The following is a 19,856-nucleotide window of genomic DNA, read 5'->3' as shown; positions in this document are numbered from 1 at the left end:
GCCCGGGCGGTTCGCCGCCCGGGCCGCGCCGCGTTCCGGAGTACGCTGACCGCTGCCCATCCGCCGTTGCTCAGGAAGCGCCCATGCCCGAGTTGCTGACCGCCGACCGCATCGACGAGATCGGCGCCCTGGGTCTCAAGAGCCCCGACCCGGCCGCCTTCGTCGCCGAACTGGTGAGCGCCGTCGACGAGGGGCGGGTGGCGGACCCCGACGACACCGGGTACGCCCTGCTGGTCGCCGCGGAAATCCTGCGGCAGGCCGGCGACCTGGCCGACGCCCTCGCCCTGGCCACCCGCGCCATCGCCGAGCAGCCGGACGACAACGCGTACGCCCGAGCGGTGCGCGGCGGACTGCTGCTGCGCCTCGGCCGCTCGGACGAGGGCATGGCCGAGCTGACCGCCCTGCGTCCGCTGCTGGAGACCGATCCCGCAGCCACGTACCTCGTCGATGAGCTGGCCGAGTCCGGCCACGCCGACACGGCGTTGGAGTGGCTCACCGCCGCGCTCGACGCGATTCTGGAACGGACCCGCACCCAGCAGCACGCGTCCGAGGACGCCCAGGACGAGGCCGCGGCGATGATCTACGGCCTGGCCCAGCTGCGGCACGACCTGCGCGAGGAGCAGGGTCTCCCTCACGACGAGTACGACAACCTCGCCGACCGGCTGAGCGCCGCCAGCACCCACGCGCTCGACGCCCTCGACGACGGCCCGGCGACGCTGCTCTTCTGGCCGCAGGCGGAGTTCAACGCTCTGCTGGTGCGCTGGCCGGCGCTGGTCGACAGCTACCCGCCCACCTGGGACGAGCACCGCGCCCACCTCGAACGCGCCCTCGTCGACGCGTCCGGACTCGGCGGCGGCGTCGGCCTGGGCATCGTGACGGGCAGCGTCGAAGGTCTGTCGGCCTTCGCCGGCGCTGACGCCATCGACGAGGAAACCCTCGACGAGTACGCCGACAGCCTCGACGACGCGGGCATCACCACATGGCCGCCGGGCCGCAACGACGCCTGCTGGTGCGGGTCGGGTACGAAGTACAAGAAGTGCTGCCTGCCCCGCTTGCGCGCCTGATCGCGTCCCGGTCCTGATCGCGTCCGCGCGGAGATCGCCGCACGGTCCGATCGCCGCACGGTCCGATCGCCGTTGCGCGGCTGCCGTGGAGCGATGTCCCCTGAGTCTCTGATGCCGGTGCGTCATCAAGATGACTCACCGGCATCACGCTCACCCGGCCAACCGCCCCTCACCCGACGTCCACCCCGCACCCACACAATCGATCGATGGTGGCGATTGCCGGCGATGGTTACCGTGACCGTGGAAATGCAGCCGCTCCATTGAGGAGGACCGCCGTGCGCCGTGTCACCACCACCGCCGCCCTACTCGGACTGTTCCTGTGCGCACTGCTCGTACCGACCCCGGCGAGCGCGGCCAGCACCGTCGAGGTCACCTCGGCGAAACTGATCGCACGCGGGGTCGCCGTCGACATCACCCTCACCGTGACCTGCGAGTCTGGTCGAGACGGTGGTGCGGAATTCAGTCTGCGTCAACGCTCGGGCGACAACGTCGCGTACGGCAGCGCCGGGACGATCTTCACCTGCACCGGCGTACCGCAGGCCGTGATCGGCCGGGTCTACGCGGAGAGCGGTGGCTTCGCCTTCAATCGGGGCATCGCGCTCGCCACCGGGACTGTGTCGCTGTGCACCCCGGTCGACTGCGAATACTCGCCGCGCTTCGAGGGCGAGGTCCGCGTCACCCGCTGACCGTCCACGAGACACGCGCTGGGCGGTGACATCGGTAGCCGCGCAGGGTGACGCCGGCTGCCGCGGGTGGTTGGTGGATCGCGCTGCCACCACCCATGGTCAGTTTCCCAGCGCTCGAACCTTGGTAATCGTCTCCTGCACGTGCTGCTTGGCCGGGTCCCCACCCTGGGACGCCTGCGCCAGCGCCTGACGGTACGAGTCGATCATGCCGACCAGCGGACCGGCGGCCACACCTTCCAGCGCGCCGGCGACGAGGACGCGCGCCTCGGCAGCGTCCTGTGCCGCCGCTGCGGTCTTGGCCTTCGCCTCGTCCAGCTTCTGCGACGCCGCCGCCAACCTCGCGATGATCTGTGCTGCGCTCACGCGCACCTCCCCCTGGTCGACCATCGCCTCCACCGCCGCACCGGCAGAGACCACATGGGAGCGTACGAGATCCGCGCACCCAACGCGACCGGCCGCTCGCTTCCGCGTCACCGGACGGACATTGGTCACTCCGCGCGGGCGACTCTGGCGAATCTTCCCACTGGAGCCTGTCCGAGACGGATCGGCGACCGAATCTTGGACAGTTTCCGTCAGCTCATGACGGTAAGTGTCCAAGATCTAGGGTGACACCACGAAACGGGGGCGCTTCAGCGATCAGCGACGAACACCCCGACGCCGCCGACGCCCTACGGCGACGGCGGGCCGTTCTGCGCGCGGCTGATCAGATCGTGCAACGGCTTCGTGCCGCTGCCGACCATCACCCCGGTCACGACGGCATCGACCCAGACGGCCACGCCGTTCCAGTCGGCGCCGGCAACCGCGTGCAGGACGTAGAACCCGCCAGCGCTGGACGCCACGGTGGCCATCCCGCTGGCGAGACCCCACGCGACGATGGTGCGGTTCGCCTTCGCCCGCGCGACCTTGGCGGTGGCCACGGCGACCGCCTCGCGGTCAGCCTCGGTGGGGCCGTCGAACCGGCTGTTCACGTCGGTCACCGTTCGGGACAGGGCGGCCTCGGCGGCGCGTCCCGGCAGCCACCGCGAGAAGGGTTCCAGAATCCGCTCGACCGCTGCGGCAAAGACCAGCAGGGTGAGGAAGACACCGGTGGTGTCCTCGGGCTGGATCTTCGCCGCGGAGGCACCGCTGCGCCAGATCGCCCAGCCGCCCACCGCGCCGACGGCGATCAGCCCGAAGCCGGCGACCACCGCGCCCACGCCGGCCTGCTGCGATGCGGCGACGACCGACAGTCCGGGGTCCTGCTCGGAGCGGGGCGTGGCCGCATCGGCGTCGGCCGGCGAAGCGGCGGTCCCGCCCCCTGCCGGCATCGGCTCAACCTGGGTGGACGTGTATCCCTGCAATTCCCTGACCAACCTTTCGACCTGCCACTCGCGAGGCGTCGAGGCGTGACGTCCAGACCTCGGCAAGCGGGCAGCGCACCGACTGCGCTCGGGGCGCGAGACTACGGCAGCGCCGTGGGCACGGTGGAGTGTGGACCCGGTTCCCTTGGGAGCACAGCGGATTCCGCGGCTGGCAGGCGGCGATCCGAAGCTCGGGGACCACGCCCGAGTGCGAAGCCTCCTAGACTCGGCGACAGCTTGCCGAGGGAGTGACGGGGCTTGACGGTTCAGAGGACAGACACGGCACCGGCTGGTCGTGGTCGCCGGGCGCGCGTCATTGGGCTGTCCGGGGCTCTCCTCGGGCTTCTCGCTGTCCTGCTGGCCGTCGCCGTCGCGACCGGTGACGGGCAGAGCGTCCTCAGCAGCCTCCAGTCGTCGTCGGCAACAGCCGCGCCCGGTCCGACCTCGGCGTCTCGGGCGGCGCTCTACCGGTCCTGCATCGCCAAGATCCACGGCGATGACGCGTTGGTCTTCTTCCGACGGGAGATCCCCGAGGGCCGGTGGGGAGAACCGCTGCGAGGCACTGCCTCGACGAGCAGCGAGCCGTACGTACTGTGGATCTTCGACGCTCAGTGTGAGCCGCATCGGGCGATCGAGGTGGGACGGGCCAGCAGTCGCACGTTCCGGGCCGAGGTGGGTCAGGTCTGGTACTACGCCCAAGCGTCGGCGGGGCCTCCCGCCGATGACTGCTCCTGCCGCGTCTTCAGCCCTTCGACCAGCGGCACCGAGCAGGAGTTCAGCGACGAAGGCGGCGTGATCTACCACCTGGACTGATCCGTGCCCAACCGTCGGCGACGTGTGCGGTGACGACCCGTCGCCACTCCAGGTCGACCGTCAGCGCAGACCGCGGACCATCAGCAGGTACGCGCAGTAGGCCATCGGCACCACCAGGAAACAGATCAGGAACCCGAGCGGCAGATATCGCGGCGGGGTGCCGGCGACCATGGCCGGCCGCCCCCAGCGGCCCAGCACCAGGTAGCCGCCGAAGAACGCCACCGCCGGCAGCCCCGCGCAGATCCACGCGCCGAGGGTGAACCCGTCCACCAGGCCGACCCCGGAGGCCAGCACCAGCATCAGCACGAGCACCCCGGCCGCCGCGCCACACCCGGCGTAGACGGCGACCGCCCGCGCCAGCGGTGACCACGTCGGCAGCAGCGCCGGCCGCTGGGCCAGCAACTCCGCCTGCTGCCCATGCCGGTCGGCCTCGTCAGCCATCCGCCGGGCCAGCTCCAACTCCGTCGCCGGGTCGGCCGCGGCCGCGCGCTGCGCGGGCACCCCGCCGCCCGCCGGGCTCACCGCGGTCGGCAGCGCCAGCCGCGCCTCTCCCGCCGGCAGTTGGGGGTACGCCCCGACCCCCGCCCGCCCCGGCGCGCCGGCTGCGCCGGCGGGTTCCCCGTCCCCGGTTCCGGGTGCGGCGGCGGCAGACGGCGACCCGGCGCCGGACGCCGGAGCAGGCCAGGCGGCAGCAGACGGCGACCCCGCGCCGGACGGCGGGGCGGGCCAGGCGGCGGTCTCGCCCGGCGTCCCCGTCCCCTGACCCGCACTCGGGCCGGCGGAAGCGGCGGGGGCGGCGGCGGGGGCGGAGGCGGGGGCGGTGGGTGGTTGCTCGACGCCGATGGCTCGGCCGAGTTGGTCGAGGCGCTGCCCCTGGGCGGTGAGCCGCTGCTGGAGGTAGTCGACGGCGGCGTGCAGGTCGCGGCGGCGCACGGACTCGGCGGCGGCGTGCTGTTCCCCGGCGCGGTGCTGGGCGGAGAGTTGCCGGGCCAGGGCCGCGTACTCCTCGAAGGACACTGTCAGCGCTCCCCGTCCGGGTCGTGCCCGTCGCCGACGAACGGGACGATCAGCCGGGTGCGCTGGTCGTGCCGGTCGATGAGCAGTGCCCGGTCGGGGCGGGGCGTGTAGGTCAGGTCGTGCGCCCCGAGGTGCAGGGCCAGTTCGGCGCCGGGCACGTTGAGCGCGACCAGGCAGGCGACGTCGTCGCGGTTCTGGGTGCCGCCGAGGTCGTCGGCGAGCCGGCGCAGCCCCCGCCACCACCCGAGCAGGTGCACCCCCTGCCCGGGGCCCTGACGCAGGACGGTGCGCAGGTCGTCCAGGCCGGAACGGAACGTGGCGGGGTCGGTCGCGCTGAGGACGGGCGCGGCGGCGTCCATGCCGAACACCACCAGGTATTCGCGGCCGGTGGGTTCGGCGGCCAGCGCGGCGATCCGGTCGCGCAGCCCGGCCGCGTCGAGGCGTCCGACCGGGTGGCCGGCGGCGCGCAGGACTGCTTCGGTGTCGTCGGCGACCGCGTCGGCGACGCCGACCAGGCAGGCCAGCTCGAACCGCGCGTCGCCGGGAGTGTGCTGGCGGGCCAGGCTGAGCGTCGCGGCCCGCAACACGTCCGCGCCGGTCGGCGCGGTGCCCACCACGGCGAGGTGTCGACCGGGGGTGGTGTCCATCAGGAACAGTGCGGTGGTGCCGTGCACGTCGACGGTCCGACCGACCAGTGCCATCGGGCGTCGGCCACCGGGGCGCAACCCGGCGAACGTGCTGTCGTCCTCGATCCGCGCGGCTTCGTACCCCTTGAAGACCGCCGGGGCGCGCGAGCCCTGCGGGCGGGCCTGCCACAGGTCGTGGCGTAACGCGGCGAGGTCCGCCGTGGCGGCGTGCGCGTCGGGGAAGCGCAGCACGGTGTCGGCGCCGACCGCGCCGGCGGCGGTGTTGACCACCGCGGAGCCGATCGGCAGGGCGGCGGCGGCGTCGTTGAGCTGATCGAGCACCCCACCACCGCCGGGCAGGGCCACCCGCAACGCGAACTGCCCGAAGATCGCCTCGGCCCGCCCGTAGAGGGCTTCGATGCCGGTCATGCTCTGACTGGCCAGCACCAGGTGGATGCCGTACGAGCGGCCCTTGCGGGCCAGGTCCTCCAACAGGTCGACGGCCTCCCGGGCCAGCGCGTCGTTGCCGGCCAGCAGCACGTGGAACTCGTCGACGACCGCCACGATGCGCGGCAGCGGATTGTCCCGGGGCAGGTCGGCGAGCTTGGTGACGCCGTGCCGCTTGAGCGCGGTGGCCCGGCGCTGCGCCTCCCGGCGCAGCTCGCGCAGCACGGCGAGGCCGTACTCGCGGTCGGACTCGATGCCGACGGCACGGGCGTGCGGCAACCAGGACGGGTCCCGGTCGGTGGGTACGAACTCGGTGAAGCTCACGCCCTCCTTGAAGTCGAGCAGGTAGAGCTGCAACTCGGCCGGCGAGTAGCGGGCGGCCAACCCGTAGAGGACGTCGAGGAGGAAGACGGTCTTGCCGGCGCCGGTGCGCCCGCCGACCAGCCAGTGCGGGGTGGCGTCGTCGAAGGCGAGCGTCAGCGCGGTGTCGAAGGCGGCGCCGCCGCCGGCCCGGCCGACCACTGTCCGCAGGCCGTTGCCGGCGGACTCGGCCCAGCGCCGTTCGGGCAGCAGGTCGGTGAAGGACAACGCGTCGGCGCGGCGGGTCGCGGTGCCGAGGTGCTCGGCGAGCGCGCGGACCGAGGCCGGCGGCGGGTCACCGTCGAGCAGGACCGGTGCGGCGAGCCCGCTGCCGTCGGCGCTGAACGGGGTGCCGGGCGGGTCGCCGACGTGCGCGTACCCCTGAGTGAGCCGGACCGCTGTGGTGCCGCCCAGCGGCGGCGCGGTCTCGCCGGGCAACCGGGACGGGTGGCCCGCCAGCAGCACGCACACGGCGGCGGCCGGGCCGGCGTGGGTGAGCGCGGCGAGCCGGGCCAGCTCGCGGGGTGGCGGTGCGGCGGTGGCGACCAGCACCAGCAGGCGACGGGCCGCGGGCTGGCCGTGCTGCGCGGCGCGGGCGTGCTGCTCGGCAGCGTCCAGCAGCGCGGCCACCTCGGCCTCGCCGGTGGCCGGCGGGTCGAGCACCCCGGCGTCGAGCAGCGGTCGCAGCGGGCCGAAGGTGGCGCCGAGCGCGGCGGTGTCGATGCCGGTGACGCGGACCTGGCCGGGCGGCGCGGTGGCGACCAGCCGCAGCACCAGCGCCCGCAGCAGCCCGGCGACCTGCGGGTCCCGGGCGTCGGTGTCCAGGGCGAGGTGGTGGCCGCCGCCGAGCGGGACCAGCACCGGAAAGCCGCCGTCCGAGGTGGACGCCTCGCCGATCCGCACCGCGGCCGGCTCGTCGGCCAGCGGGGTGACGCCCGGAGCGGGGGTGGCCAGGGCAGCACCGAGGCGGGCGAGGCGGGTCACCAGGTCGTCGACGCCGCTCGGCGCGACGGCGGTCGGTGCCGCCCCCAGGGCGCTGCGGGCGGTGTCCAGGTGCGCGCGAGCCGCCCGGTGGGAGTTGAACGTGACGGGCAGGTTGCCGGGCGCGGCGGCGCGCAGCCCCGGGTTGGCCATGTACCGGTTGACCGAGTCGTCGGCCACGAGGTGCCGGGGCGGGTTGCCGCCGCACTCGCGCAGCGCCCGCAGGAAATCGTGGAACTCCGACCACCGGCCGGCGAAGAAGAGCAGCCCGGGATAGCCGCACTCGTCGGTCAGCCGCTGCCCGGCGCTCCACTCGTCGAGGCGGGTGATGCGGGGGCCGAACTGTTTGCGGAGACCCTCGACGAGGGTGCCCACGTAGAGGTCCTCGGTGAGCGAACTGCCCTCCAGGAAGGTGTAGAAGACGTGCGCCTCGTCGACCTTCAGCACCTGCCGGGCGTACGCGTCGACGAGCTTCACCTGATCCTTGTTCGGTGCGGAGATCTGCAGGTAGAGGCGGGAGTTGGCGTCCATCCGGTCGGCGGAGAGGGTGGGTGCCAGCACCGGCAGGCCGACCCGGTTGAGTTCGCGCAGCGCGCGGGCGGTGCTGCTCCGGCTCTCCACCAGACCCACCACGCCGAGCACCGTGGGGTCGTCCCGGGCCAGTTCGGCCAGCATCGCCACCGCCCGGTCGGCGTAGACCATCTGGCGGCCGGCGTTGGCGACCACGATCCGCAGCAGCGCTGCGCCGCCCGCGCCGGCCGACTCCTTCAGCAACGCGTACTGGGCGGTGGCCATCCCTTCCAGTTCCTCGCGCTCGGAGACGTACGACTCCTCGTCCGCGCGGGTCAGGTTGCCGGTCAGGGTGCCCAGGTAGACCAGGGTCAGGAAGGGCCGTCGCCGTTCGCTGCGCTGCCAGACCTCCTCGGCGGCGCGGTTCTGCGCGAAGATGCGTTTCTGGACGGTACGCAGCCGCTCCTGACCCGGGTCATTGTTGAACACCTGCGCGGCGCTGTCGCTGTAACCGACACACTCGTCGTCGCCGACCACCTCGACCGACACCTGGCCGGTCAACGAGGGGTGACAGCCCGGCCCCCACCGGCTCGTCACCCAGAGGCCGAGCGTCGCCACCAGCACCAGTACGAGCGCCGTCGGCAGGAAGCGCCGCGACCACCACGGCGGGTCAGGCGCGGAGAAGGGCCGCAGGCCGCCACGTGACGGTGGGCCGGTGTCGGTCTCGTCGGGGCGCAGCGCCACCAGCCAGGTGGCCGGGCGGCGCAGCCGGCGCATCTCCGGCAGCGCCCCGGCCCATTCGTCGTACGCCTCGTCGGCCTCCGTCAACGGGTGCGGTTCGGGCAGGTCCGGTGGGGGTTGCCCACCGGACGCGACGATCAGCAGCGGGTCGTTGCGGCCGGTCTCGGTGCGGACGTCGCCGATCAGGCGGACCAGTTCCCCGCCGACGTTGCCGGGGGCGACGTGATCGATCAGCAGAGCCGGGTACGCGGTGCGCCGCCAGTCCGAGAGGCGCCACGGGCGACGCCGGTACGCCTGCCGCAGGTCCTCCAGGAACGCGTGCAGCAGCAGCTTGTTGACCTGGTCGGGTTGCTCCCCGTCGCGCCAGCCGGCGGTGAGGCGCTCGGCGAAACCGAGGAAGGTGACCGATTGCCGGGGCGCCAGGTACTGCTGGCGCATGAACCAGTTGTAGTGCCGCCCGAGCACCGGCACCCGACCGGAGAGGGCAGCCCGGAAAATCACCCCCGGCACGGCGCGACGGACCAGCCAGAGCAGCACCTGCGAGACGATGCTGACCGCGTCGCCGCCGGAGGGCACCGCCTCCGGCGTGCGCGGGCCCCTGCGGTCGCGTAGCCGGCGGACCAGGGCCGCGCGGCTGTCGTCGGCGTCGGTGCCCAGGTTGAGGCTCTGCTGCATCAGCCAGTCGGCGAGCGGATAGTGCCGGAAGCGCAGCCGGGCGGCGCCGAAGGCCTCCAGGGAGAGCTGCCGGTGCAGCTCGCGCAGCAGCGCCGGCACGTCCCCGACGCCGGGCGGCGCGTCGGCGTCCAGCACGGCGTGCGGGACCCGCCGCCGGGGGCCCTGGCCGAGGAACCGGCGCAGCGGCACCATCAGATCCGCGGTGTCGGAGCGGACCAGCCACAGCAGCGGCAGCCGGCGGTCGCCGCGGCGGGGTCGCCGCAACAGCCGGGCGAGCAGCGTGAACAACTCCAGACCGCCGGCCGGCAGGCGTTCCCGACCAGCGGTCGACTGTCGTTGGCCGGTCGATTCCCGGCTGGGTAACTCCGAGCGCCGCACGTGTCACCTCCGATCAACACAGTGTGACCTTGCGGCGCAACGCGCACCAGAGGGCGACGACCGACGATGGGTGTGGCGGGCCGGCGACGTTCACGGTTGTCGATTAGGTTGGCCTGGCGAACACCCGATGGAGGGAGTCCACCCCGTGCGACGAGTCCTCACGGCGGCCACCACCGCCCTGACCCTCACCACCGCCGGCACCATGCTCGCCGGCACCCCCGCCCAGGCCGTCCCGACGGGCTGGGGCCGTCCGGTCGTCTCCGCGGCGCCGCAACCCGGCGCGCCCGGACTGGGCGACAGCTACTTCCCCGACTACGGCAACGGCGGCTACGACGTCGAGCACTACGACGTCCGGCTGCGCTACGAACCGGCCACCGACCTGCTCACCGGCACCACCACCATCCTCGCCACCGCCACTGAGGACCTCTCGACGTTCAATCTGGACTTCCTGCTCGACGTCGAGTCGGTCCGGGTCAACGGTTGGGCGGCCAGCAGCAGCACCGCGGGGGCGCACGAGCTGGTGGTCACCCCGGCCCGCACGGTGACCCGGGGCCAACAGCTCACCATCGTCGTGCGGTACTCCGGTGTCCCGTCGGAGGCCCTGGTCAACGGCTACACCGGCTGGACGCGTACCGACGACGGGGCCCTCGCCGTCAACGAGCCCGAGTCGGCGTGGTGGTGGTTCCCGAGCAACGACCATCCGCTGGACAAGGCCACCTACGACATCTCGGTCTCGGTGCCCACCGGCGTCGAGGTGATCAGCAACGGCGTGCAGCCGAGGCCCCCGCTGGCCGAGGCCGGCAACCGCACCCGGTGGATCTGGCGGACCACCTCCCCCACCGCCACCTACCTGGCCTTCATGGCCATCGGCCAGTACGACATCGTCACCGACACCTCCCCGGGCGGCCAGCCGGTGATCAACGCGTACAGCACGTCGCTGGGCGCGCTCGGGCCGGCCGCGCGGGCCAGCATCGAGCGGACCGCCGAGATCGTCGACTGGGAGAGCGGGATCTTCGGGCCGTACCCGTTCGAGGCGCAGGGCGGTGTGGCCGGGCCGGTCGACGGCATCAGCTTCGCCCTGGAGACGCAGACCCGCCCGGTGTACGGGCCGGGCTTCTGGCGACGCGGCGCCAACACCTACGTGGTGACGCACGAGCTGGCCCACCAGTGGTTCGGCGACTCGGTCTCGGTGGCCGACTGGCGCAACATCTGGCTCAACGAGGGCTTCGCCTCGTACGCCGAGTGGCTCTGGTCGGAGGAGCAGGGCGAGGGCACCGCCCAGGAGGTCTTCGACTTCACCTATGCCAGTTACCCGGCTGACGACGGGTTCTGGCAGGTGCCGCCCGGCGACCCGGGCGCCGGGCGGGTCTTCGACAACGCCGTCTACGACCGGGGTGCGATGGCCCTGCACCAGCTACGGCTGGCCGTCGGTGACGACGCGTTCTTCGAGATCCTGCCGACCTGGACCACCGAGCGCCGGTACGGCAACGGCACCATCGAGCAGTTCCAGGCCCTGGCCGAGCGGATCTCCGGACTGGACCTGGACGACCTGTTCACCACCTGGCTGTTCACCCCCGGCCGACCCGAGCTGGCCAACGCCGCCCGCAAGGCCGCCCCACCGACCGAACCGAAGTCCTGGGCCAAGATCCGCGAGTCCCACGAGTTGATGTCCCACTAACCCACCCCACCCCACCCCCGCCACGTCGATCATGGAGTTGTGGTGCCCCGCATGTCGGGCAAGGGCGCATCTTCTGCCCACCACAACTCCATGATCGACCGGCGGGGGTCGCGCGGCCCGGGTTACCGGGTTTCGGCTTCTACGGCGCGGATGTGCCGGTAGGCGAACCAGAGCGGCGGGAACGCCCCGACCGCGAAGGACAGGTCGATGAGCGTCCAGAACCAGGGAATGTCCCGGATCGGGCCGCAGATCAGCGCCAGCGGAACGATGCCGGCGCAGGCGATCATGCCGACCTGCACCACCCAGACGTTGCGCACCGGGTCGCGCAGCGGCCCCCAGAAGGCCACCGCCAGCACCAGGTGGGCGAAGGCCAGCCAGTCGGTGCCGTAGAGCAGGAACGGGTAGTCCTCACCGGCCGTCACGAGCCCGGTGTGCACCCGCTCGATCCAGGCGACCAGCGCGGGCAGGTGGTCGGCGAGCGGATCCAGTACGCGCAGCAGCCAGCGCACCTCGATCTCCAGCGGAAACGCGGTGACACCACTCAGGAAGAGCCCGATGAGCACGACCCAGAGCCATCGGCGGGTTCGCCGTAGCCGCTCCTCAATGTCCATGATCGCAGCGTAACGATGATCTTCAGGTTGCCCTGTCCCGGAAGCGGGCCGTCGAGGGTGACCGCTGTCTCAGCGGTTCGGCACCGGCCCTGCGGTGGCCAACTCCCGGAGCCGGACCCCGCCCGACCGCGCCGCGCCGGCCTCGGCGGGCCCGATGACGCAGACCGCACCGGTGGGCCGCACGATGCGGGCGGCCCGGAACGCCGCTCGTCGTACCGGATGGCGGGGTCGCGGAACGACGAGCGCGAGGGTCGCCGCACGGCCGCGTTGCCGATCGAGGGCGACGCCCGCCACCGTCGTGGCGATCGCCGCCGCGGCTCCGGCGAGGACGAGCGTCTGCCGGGGTCCGGCATGTTCGGCGAGCCAGCCGAGCAGCGGGGCGCCGACCGCGGCGGAGACCGAGCCGGTGACCGCCAGGGCGGCGAGCACCCGACCCCGCATCGCGCCGTCGGTGTCGAGCTGGGCGCGGGTGCCGACGGTGGTGTCGATGACGACCGCGGCGGCGGCGATCGGCAGGATCACCGCGGCGAAGCTCCAGGTGCCCGGTGCGAGGCCGGCGACGATCTGCAACCCGCTGGCGAACAGGCCCGCGACGACGAGCGTCCGGTAGCCCAGGGATCGCCGCCGGGCCGCGACGAGCGCGCCCACCACGGTGCCGACCGCGAACACCGTCGACAGCAGGCCGTAGCCGGAGGCGCCGGCGTCCAGCGGCCCGTCGCTCATCGCGGCCATGGTCACCTGGTAGTTGCGGCCCAGGCTGCCGAGCACGAACGACAGGGCGAGCGCGAGGAGCAGCACCGGCTGCCCGCGCAGGTAGGCGAACCCGGCGCGGACCCCGCCCCGCGTCCGGCCGGCCTCCGGGACCGGGAGACCAGGAGCGACTGCCGGGCGTACGGCGAACAGCGCCACCACCACGGCGGCGAAGCTGGCCGCGTTGATGCCGAACAGCAGGGCGGGTCCGACGGCGGCCACCACCACGGCACCCAGGCTCATGCCGAGGATGCGGCCGGCGGAGTTGCTGAGCGAGCCGAGCGCCAGGGCGTTGCCCAGCGTCTCCCGGTCGACGAGGCTGGCGGCCCAACGCCCCATCACCGGGCCTTCGATCGCCGAGACGGCACCGGTGGCCAGCGAGATCGCGAAGATCAGCGGCAGGCCGCCGACCCCGGTCAGGGCGACCGCCGCCAGTCCGGCGGCGAGCACCGCGTGGGCGCACTGGGCGGCGATCAGCAACGGACGGGCGGGCAGCCGGTCGGCCAGCACACCACCCCAGACGCTGAGCAGCAGCGTGGGCGCCGCTTGGAGCAGCACGGCGAAGCCCATGGACGTCGCGGAGCCGGTCTCCTTCAGGACGTACCAGTTGACCCCGAGGACCTGCATCCAGGTGCCGATGACGGAGACGAAGCCGGCGAGCGCCCAGATCCGGTAGTCGCGGTGGCGCAGCGCGGCGAAGGTGGCACCCGTGGCCACGACGGACCTCCAGCGATCGGCGGCATGATTGTTCAGGCCGATCGCGGCGCGGTTCGGCAGCCGACAAGTCTTGCCGGCTCAAACCTCTTTGCCCACGTTTGTGAGCGTCTTCACCAACGGGAATGTCCGGCCGGCGCGGCGGCGGACCCGCCGCACCGACCGGACGACCGCACCTCAGCGAGCGGCGAGAGCCTGCGCGGCCGGGCCCACCGGGGCCGGCAACACACCGACACCGCCCAGATGGTCGTGGATGGCCGCGGCCACCGCCCGCCCCTCGGCGATGGCCCAGACGATCAACGAAGCGCCCCGGTGCATGTCACCGGCCACGAACACCCCGTCGGCGTCGGTCTGCCAGTCGTCGCGGGCGTCGATCGCGCCCCGCGGGTTGCGGGACACCCCGAACTGCTCCAGCAGCGGCTGCTGCTCGGTGCCCTCGAAACCGATCGCCAACAGCACCAGATCGGCCGGCAACTCCCGCTCGGAGCCCGGCACGACGGTGACGATGCGCCGGCCGTCGCGCTTCTCGACGGTCACCTCGGCGATCCGCACCGCCCGCACCTGGCCGGTGCCGTCGTCCACGAACTCCTGCACCGCCGCGGCGAAGACCCGCTCGCCACCCTCCTCGTGCGCCGGGTAGCTGCGCAGCACCCACGGCCAGGTCGGCCATGGATCCCGGGCCTCGTCGCGCTCCTGCGGCGGCTGCGGGTACAGGTCGAGCTGGTGCACACCCGCCGCGCCCTGGCGGTGCGCGACGCCGAGGCAGTCGGCCGCCGTGTCGCCTCCGCCGATGATCACCACATGCTTGCCGGCCGCGTCGATCGGCGTGCCGTCCGGCAGCACCGCCGGTGCCAGCCGACGCTCGGCGGCCTGGTCGGTGGTCGCGGTGGCGACCGCGCGATTGGCCGCGACCAGGTGCGCCATCGCCTGGTGTACGCCCCGAAGCGCCCGCCCCGGGGTCTCCGGGGTGTCCCGGCCCTGCAACGCCCCGCAGGCCAGCAGCACCGCGTCGTGCTCGGCGCGCAACTGCTCGGCGGTGACGTCCACGCCGACGTTCACGCCGGTGCGGAAGCGCACCCCCTCGGCGATGAGCTGGGTCAACCGGGCGTCGATGTGCCGCTTCTCCAACTTGAAGTCGGGGATGCCGTACCGGAGCAGGCCACCGATCGCGTCGTCGCGTTCGTACACCGTCACCGCGTGACCGGCGCGGGCCAACTGCTGGGCGGCGGCGAGGCCGGCAGGCCCGGAGCCGACGACGGCGACCGACCGACCCGACGGCGGCGGCACCGGGTGGGGGGTGAACCCGCGCGCCGCGGCGGCGTCGGCGATCTCCACCTCGACCTGCTTGATGGTCACCGGTTGACCGCCGGAGATGCCGAGCACGCAGGCCGCCTCGCAGGGCGCCGGGCAGAGCCGGCCGGTGAACTCCGGGAAGTTGTTGGTGGCGTGCAGCGACTCCACCGCGGCGTCCCAGTTGCCGGTGCGCACCAGGTCGTTCCAGTCCGGGATGCGATTGCCCAGCGGGCAGCCGTCGTGGCAGAACGGGATGCCGCAGTCCATGCACCGGGTGGCCTGCTCACGGACCAGCTCCTCGCCGGCCGGCGGGTACACCTCCCGCCAGTCGCTGATCCGCACCGGCACCGGGCGGCGGGCCGGCAGCCGCCGGTCGTAGCGCAGGAAACCGTTCGGGTCAGGCACGTGCCACCTCCTGGGCAGCCACCCGCGGGGCGGGCGGCACCGGCGCGGCCGGCGCGCTCAGCGCGCCCATCACCGCGTCGTCGACGTCGCGGCCGGCTGCTTCGGCGGCCCGCATGATCTCCAGCACCCGGCGGTAGTCGCGGGGTACCACAGCGGTGAACTCGGCCACCGCGTCCGGCCACCGCTTGAGCAGCTCCTCGGCGACCGCCGACCCGGTCTCGGCCACGTGCCGTTGGACCAGCTCGTGCAGGAGCGACTGCTCCTGCTCGCCCAGCGGCAGCAGGTCGACCAGCTCCGCGTTGACCCGGGCCCGATCCAGGTGGTGCACGAACGCCGTGCCGCCGGACATGCCCGCCGCGAAGTTCCGGCCGGTCGCGCCCAGCACCACCACGGTGCCTCCGGTCATGTACTCGCAGCCGTGGTCACCGACGCCCTCGACCACGGCGACCGCGCCGGAGTTGCGGACCGCGAACCGCTCCCCCACCCGGCCGCGCAGGAAGACCTCGCCCGCCGTGGCCCCGTACAGGATGGTGTTGCCGGCGATGATCTGATCCTCGGCCCGCTGCCCCGACTCGGCGTCCGGGTCGAGGAACGGCGCGGCGGCGTCCGGACGGACGATGAGCCGGCCCCCGGAGAGGCCCTTACCCACGTAGTCGTTGGCGTCGCCGTGCAGGCGCAGGGTCACGCCGCGCGGCAGGAACGCGCCGAACGACTGCCCCGCCGTGCCGTGCAGCACGAACTCGACGGTGTCCTCGGGAAGGCCGGCGCCGCCGAAACGACGGGTCACCTCGCCGCCGAGCATCGCGCCGACGCTGCGGTGCTCGTTGCGCACCGCCACCTCGACCCGCACCGGCGCACCGTCGGTCAGAGCCGGACGGGCCAACGCGATCAGCTCGTTGTCGAGCGCCTGCTCCAGGCCGTGATCCTGCGCGCGCACTCCGCGTCGGGCCGCGTCGGCGGGCAGCTCCGGCAGGTGCAGGACGGACGCCAGGTCCAATCCGTGCGCCTTCCAGTGCGTCAGCGCCGGGGCCACGTCGAGCAGCTCGGACTGCCCGATCGCTTCCTCGATCGACCGGAAACCCAGCTCGGCCAGGTATCCCCGGACCTCCTCGGCGAGGAAGAGGAAGAAGTTCTCCACGAACTCCGGCTTGCCGGTGAAGCGTTCCCGCAGCACCGGATTCTGGGTGGCGATGCCGACCGGGCAGGTGTCCAGGTGGCAGACCCGCATCATCACGCAACCCTCGACGATCAGCGGCGCGGTCGCGAAGCCGAACTCCTCCGCGCCGAGCAGCGCCGCGACCAGCACGTCCCGGCCGGTCTTGAGTTGGCCGTCGACCTGCACCGTGACCCGGTCGCGCAGCTTGTTGAGCAACAGCGTCTGCTGCGCCTCGGCCAGCCCCAGCTCCCACGGGGTGCCGGCGTGCTTGAGCGAGTTCATCGGGGACGCGCCCGTGCCACCGTCGTGGCCGGAGATCAGGATGACGTCCGCCTTGAGCTTCGCCACCCCGGCGGCGACGGTGCCGACGCCGACCTCGCTGACCAGCTTGACGTGCACCCGGGCCGCCGGGTTGACGCACTTCAGGTCGTGCACCAACTGGGCGAGGTCCTCGATGGAGTAGATGTCGTGGTGCGGCGGCGGGGAGATCAGACCCACGCCGGGGGTGGCGTGCCGGGTCCGGGCGATCCACGGCCAGACCTTGTTACCGGGCAGCTGACCGCCCTCGCCCGGCTTCGCGCCCTGGGCCATCTTGATCTGGAGGTCGTCCGCGTTGACCAGGTATTCGCTGGTCACACCGAAACGGCCGCTGGCGATCTGCTTGACCGCCGAACGGCGGGCCGGGTCGTGCAGCCGCTCGACGTCCTCACCGCCCTCACCGGTGTTGGACTTGCCGCCGAGCCGGTTCATGGCGATGGCGAGCGTCTCGTGCGCCTCCGCCGAGATCGACCCGTACGACATCGCGCCGGTGGCGAACCGCTTGACGATCTCGGTGGCCGGCTCGACCTCCTCGATCGGCACCGCCGGACGGACGCCGGTGCGCAGGGTGAACAAGCCGCGCAGCGAGCCGGCCTGCGCGGCGAGCGCGTCGACCTTGGCGGTGTACTGCCGGAAGACGTCGTACTGCCGGCTGCGGGTGGCGTGTTGCAGCAGGAACACCGTCTCCGGGTTGAACAGGTGCAACTCGCCCTCGCGGCGCCACTGGTACTCGCCACCGACCTCCAGGCGGTCGGAGGCGGCGGTGCCGGCCGGCGGCCAGGCCAGCGCGTGCCGGGCGGCCACCTCGGTGTGCACGCCGGCGAGACCCACCCCGCCGATGCGGCTGGGGGTGCCCCGGAAGTAGCGCTCGACCAGCCGGCTGTCCAGACCGACCGCCTCGAAGACCTGCGCGCCGCAGTACGAGGAGACCGTCGAGATGCCCATCTTGGACATGATCTTCAGGACGCCCTTGCCGAGCGCCTTCGCGTAGTTGCGCACCGCGGCGGCGGGCTCCACCCCGGCGAGAGCGCCCGTGGCGATCATGTCCTCGACCGACTCGAACGCCAGGTACGGGTTGACCGCCGCCGCGCCGTAGCCGATCAGCACCGCCGCGTGGTGCACCTCGCGGCAGTCCCCCGACTCGACGATCAGCGCCGCCCGCGTACGGGTCTGCTCACGGACCAGGTGCTGGTGCACGGCGGCGGTGAGCAGCAGCGACGGGATCGGCGCCAGGTCGGCGTTGGAGTCCCGGTCGGAGAGCACCAGGATGCGCACCCCGTCCTCGATCGCCTCGGAGACGTGCCGGCAGATCTCGGTCAGCCGCGCCTTGATCCCGGCGGCACCCTCCCGGATCCGGTACAGCCCGGAGACCCGGACCGCCTTGAAGCCGGGCAGGTCGCCGTCCTCGTCGATGGAGAGGATCTTCGCCAGCTCGTCGTTGTCGAGGATCGGGTGCGGGAGCACGATCTGCCGGCAGCTCGCGGCACCCGGGTCGAGCAGGTTGCCCTCCGGCCCGATCGTCGACGCCAGGCTGGTCACCAACTCCTCGCGGATGGCGTCCAGCGGCGGGTTGGTGACCTGGGCGAAGAGCTGGTGGAAGTAGTCGTAGAGCAGCCGCGGCCGGGTGGACAGCGGCGCGATCGGGGTGTCCGTACCCATCGAGCCGAGCGGCTCGGCGCCGGTGCGGGCCATCGGCCCCAGCAGGATCTTCAGCTCCTCCTGGGTGTAGCCGAAGGTCTGCTGCCGGCGGCGCACCGAGTCGTGCGTGTAGACGGTGTGCTCGCGGGCCGGCAGGTCGTTCAGCTCGATCAGCCCGGCGTGCAGCCACTCGGCGTACGGCTGGGCGGCGGCCAGCTCGGACTTGATCTCCTCGTCGTGCACGATCCGCCCGGCCACCGTGTCGACCAGGAACATCCGGCCCGGCTGGAGCCGCCCCTTGGCGACCACGTGGGCCGGGTCGAGGTCGAGCACGCCCGCCTCGGAGCCGAGCACCACGAGGCCGTCGTCGGTCTGCCACCAGCGCCCCGGGCGCAGCCCGTTGCGGTCCAGCACCGCGCCGACGATCTCGCCGTCGGTGAAGGCCACCGACGCCGGGCCGTCCCACGGCTCCATCAGGCTGGCGTGGAAGCGGTAAAAGGCGCGCTTGGCCGGGTCCATCCCCGGGTCGTTCTCCCACGCCTCGGGGATCATCATGAGCACCGCGTGCGGCAGGCTCCGCCCGGCCAGGTGCAGCAACTCCAGGACCTCGTCGAAGTTCGCCGAGTCGGAGGCGGCGGGGGTGCAGACCGGGAACACCCGCCGGATGTTGCCCGGCACGTTCGGCGAGCGCAGGAGCGCCTCGCGGGCCTGCATCCAGTTGCGGTTGCCCCGGATCGTGTTGATCTCGCCGTTGTGGGCGATGAACCGGTACGGGTGCGCCAGCGGCCAGGACGGGAAGGTGTTCGTGGAGAAGCGGGAGTGCACCAGCGCGATGGCGCTGTCCACCCGCTCGTCGCGCAGGTCCGGGTAGAACGCCGGCAACTGGTCGGGCGTGAGCATGCCCTTGTAGACCATGGTGCGGCTGGACAACGACGGGAAGTACGCCGGCACGCCGCGCTCGGCGGTCTCCCGCTCGGCCTGCTTACGCAGGCAGAACGCCACCCGGTCCAGTTCGAGGCCGCGCAGCGGGGAGCCGGCCGGCCCGTCGGGTGTGTCGGTGAGGCGGTGCGCCGCCAGGAAGAGCTGCCGGACCCGGGGCATCGCCGCCAGGGCGGTCTCACCCAGGTCGCTCGGGTCGATCGGCACGTCCCGCCAGCCGAGCAGGTCGGCGCCCTCGACCAGCGCGTACTTCTCGACGACGCGGCGGGCACGCGCCTCGGCGGCATCGTCGTCGGGAAGGAAGACCAGCCCGGTGGCGTATTCGCCCGCTGGGGGAAGCGCGATGTCGGCCACCGCGCGCAGGAACGCGTCGGGCACCTGGATCATGATGCCGGCGCCGTCGCCGGTGTTCGGCTCCGCGCCTCGGGCACCCCGGTGGTCCAGCCGACAGAGCGCGCCGAGCCCGTTGGCGACGACCGAGTGTGAACGCCGGCCGTGCAGGTCCGCCACGAAGGCCACGCCGCAGGCGTCGTGCTCCTGCGCTGGGTCGTAGAGGCCCTGGGCGGACGGACGGGGGTGGGGCGTCGGGGACGCCTGCGGGCTGTGCGGGTGCGGCTGTTCTGTGTCCGCGTACGGCTGAGCCACCGGGCCTCCTGTCGTCACTCAGGTTGGATCATGGTGGGGACGACGTCGGCCCGTGGGTCTATTGAGTCTAC

12 protein-coding genes are annotated in these 19,856 nt (G+C 73.0%); 4 read left to right on the top strand and 8 right to left on the bottom strand.

The window, feature by feature from the left end:
• The first annotated feature begins 83 nt into the window (after nt 1-83).
• Nucleotides 84-1,064: an SEC-C domain-containing protein gene (locus AB0877_RS31035; RefSeq protein WP_366613311.1), complete on the top strand. Its 981-nt coding sequence runs from the start codon at nt 84-86 to the stop codon at nt 1,062-1,064.
• 275 nt (nt 1,065-1,339) lie between these two features.
• On the top strand, nt 1,340-1,750 hold the full coding sequence (locus AB0877_RS31030) for a hypothetical protein (protein ID WP_366613308.1): 411 nt from the start codon (nt 1,340-1,342) through the stop codon (nt 1,748-1,750).
• Between the two features lie 99 nt (nt 1,751-1,849).
• Here AB0877_RS31030 and AB0877_RS31025 read toward each other — a convergent pair whose 3' ends face one another.
• Both AB0877_RS31025 and AB0877_RS31020 read right to left on the bottom strand, forming a co-directional pair.
• Nucleotides 1,850-2,113, bottom strand: a complete 264-nt coding sequence (locus AB0877_RS31025; RefSeq protein WP_366613306.1) for a DUF6244 family protein — start codon at nt 2,111-2,113, stop codon at nt 1,850-1,852.
• Between the two features lie 305 nt (nt 2,114-2,418).
• Complete coding sequence (locus AB0877_RS31020) at nt 2,419-3,057, bottom strand: hypothetical protein (protein WP_366613304.1); 639 nt, start codon at nt 3,055-3,057, stop codon at nt 2,419-2,421.
• Between the two features lie 291 nt (nt 3,058-3,348).
• Between AB0877_RS31020 and AB0877_RS31015 the strand changes: the two genes are divergently transcribed.
• A complete protein-coding gene (locus AB0877_RS31015; protein WP_366613302.1) occupies nt 3,349-3,903 on the top strand; it encodes a hypothetical protein in 555 nt (184 codons plus the stop codon).
• A gap of 60 nt (nt 3,904-3,963) precedes the next feature.
• Here the strand turns inward: AB0877_RS31015 and AB0877_RS31010 are convergent, their stop codons facing one another.
• The gene (locus AB0877_RS31010) at nt 3,964-4,920 is read right to left on the bottom strand and encodes a hypothetical protein (protein WP_366613300.1); all 957 of its coding nucleotides are present in this window, start codon (nt 4,918-4,920) and stop codon (nt 3,964-3,966) included.
• 2 nt (nt 4,921-4,922) lie between these two features.
• Nucleotides 4,923-9,638, bottom strand: coding sequence for an FtsK/SpoIIIE domain-containing protein (locus AB0877_RS31005; RefSeq protein ID WP_366613298.1), 4,716 nt, complete (start codon nt 9,636-9,638; stop codon nt 4,923-4,925).
• A 145-nt stretch (nt 9,639-9,783) separates the two neighbouring features.
• On the opposite strand from AB0877_RS31005, the gene AB0877_RS31000 reads away from it, so the two are divergent.
• Nucleotides 9,784-11,316: a M1 family metallopeptidase gene (locus tag AB0877_RS31000; protein ID WP_366613296.1), complete on the top strand. Its 1,533-nt coding sequence runs from the start codon at nt 9,784-9,786 to the stop codon at nt 11,314-11,316.
• A gap of 122 nt (nt 11,317-11,438) precedes the next feature.
• Here AB0877_RS31000 and AB0877_RS30995 read toward each other — a convergent pair whose 3' ends face one another.
• From AB0877_RS30995 to gltB, 4 genes are all read right to left on the bottom strand, one after another.
• On the bottom strand, nt 11,439-11,927 hold the full coding sequence (locus tag AB0877_RS30995; RefSeq protein ID WP_366613294.1) for a hypothetical protein: 489 nt from the start codon (nt 11,925-11,927) through the stop codon (nt 11,439-11,441).
• Between the two features lie 69 nt (nt 11,928-11,996).
• Nucleotides 11,997-13,394: an MFS transporter gene (locus tag AB0877_RS30990; protein ID WP_366613292.1), complete on the bottom strand. Its 1,398-nt coding sequence runs from the start codon at nt 13,392-13,394 to the stop codon at nt 11,997-11,999.
• 174 nt (nt 13,395-13,568) lie between these two features.
• Nucleotides 13,569-15,089, bottom strand: coding sequence for a glutamate synthase subunit beta (locus tag AB0877_RS30985; protein ID WP_366613290.1), 1,521 nt, complete (start codon nt 15,087-15,089; stop codon nt 13,569-13,571).
• Entirely contained in the window at nt 15,082-19,785 is a 4,704-nt protein-coding gene (gltB, locus tag AB0877_RS30980) for a glutamate synthase large subunit (RefSeq protein ID WP_366613288.1), read from the bottom strand. Before gltB ends, AB0877_RS30985 begins: the two co-directional genes overlap by 8 nt.
• Nucleotides 19,786-19,856: the final 71 nt, after the last annotated feature.

The organism is Micromonospora sp. NPDC047644 (assembly GCF_040704315.1).
Lineage (GTDB): Bacteria > Actinomycetota > Actinomycetes > Mycobacteriales > Micromonosporaceae > Micromonospora.
The sequence above is the reverse complement of the archived record's forward strand: the minus strand, read 5'-3'. Positions and strand labels throughout refer to the sequence as shown.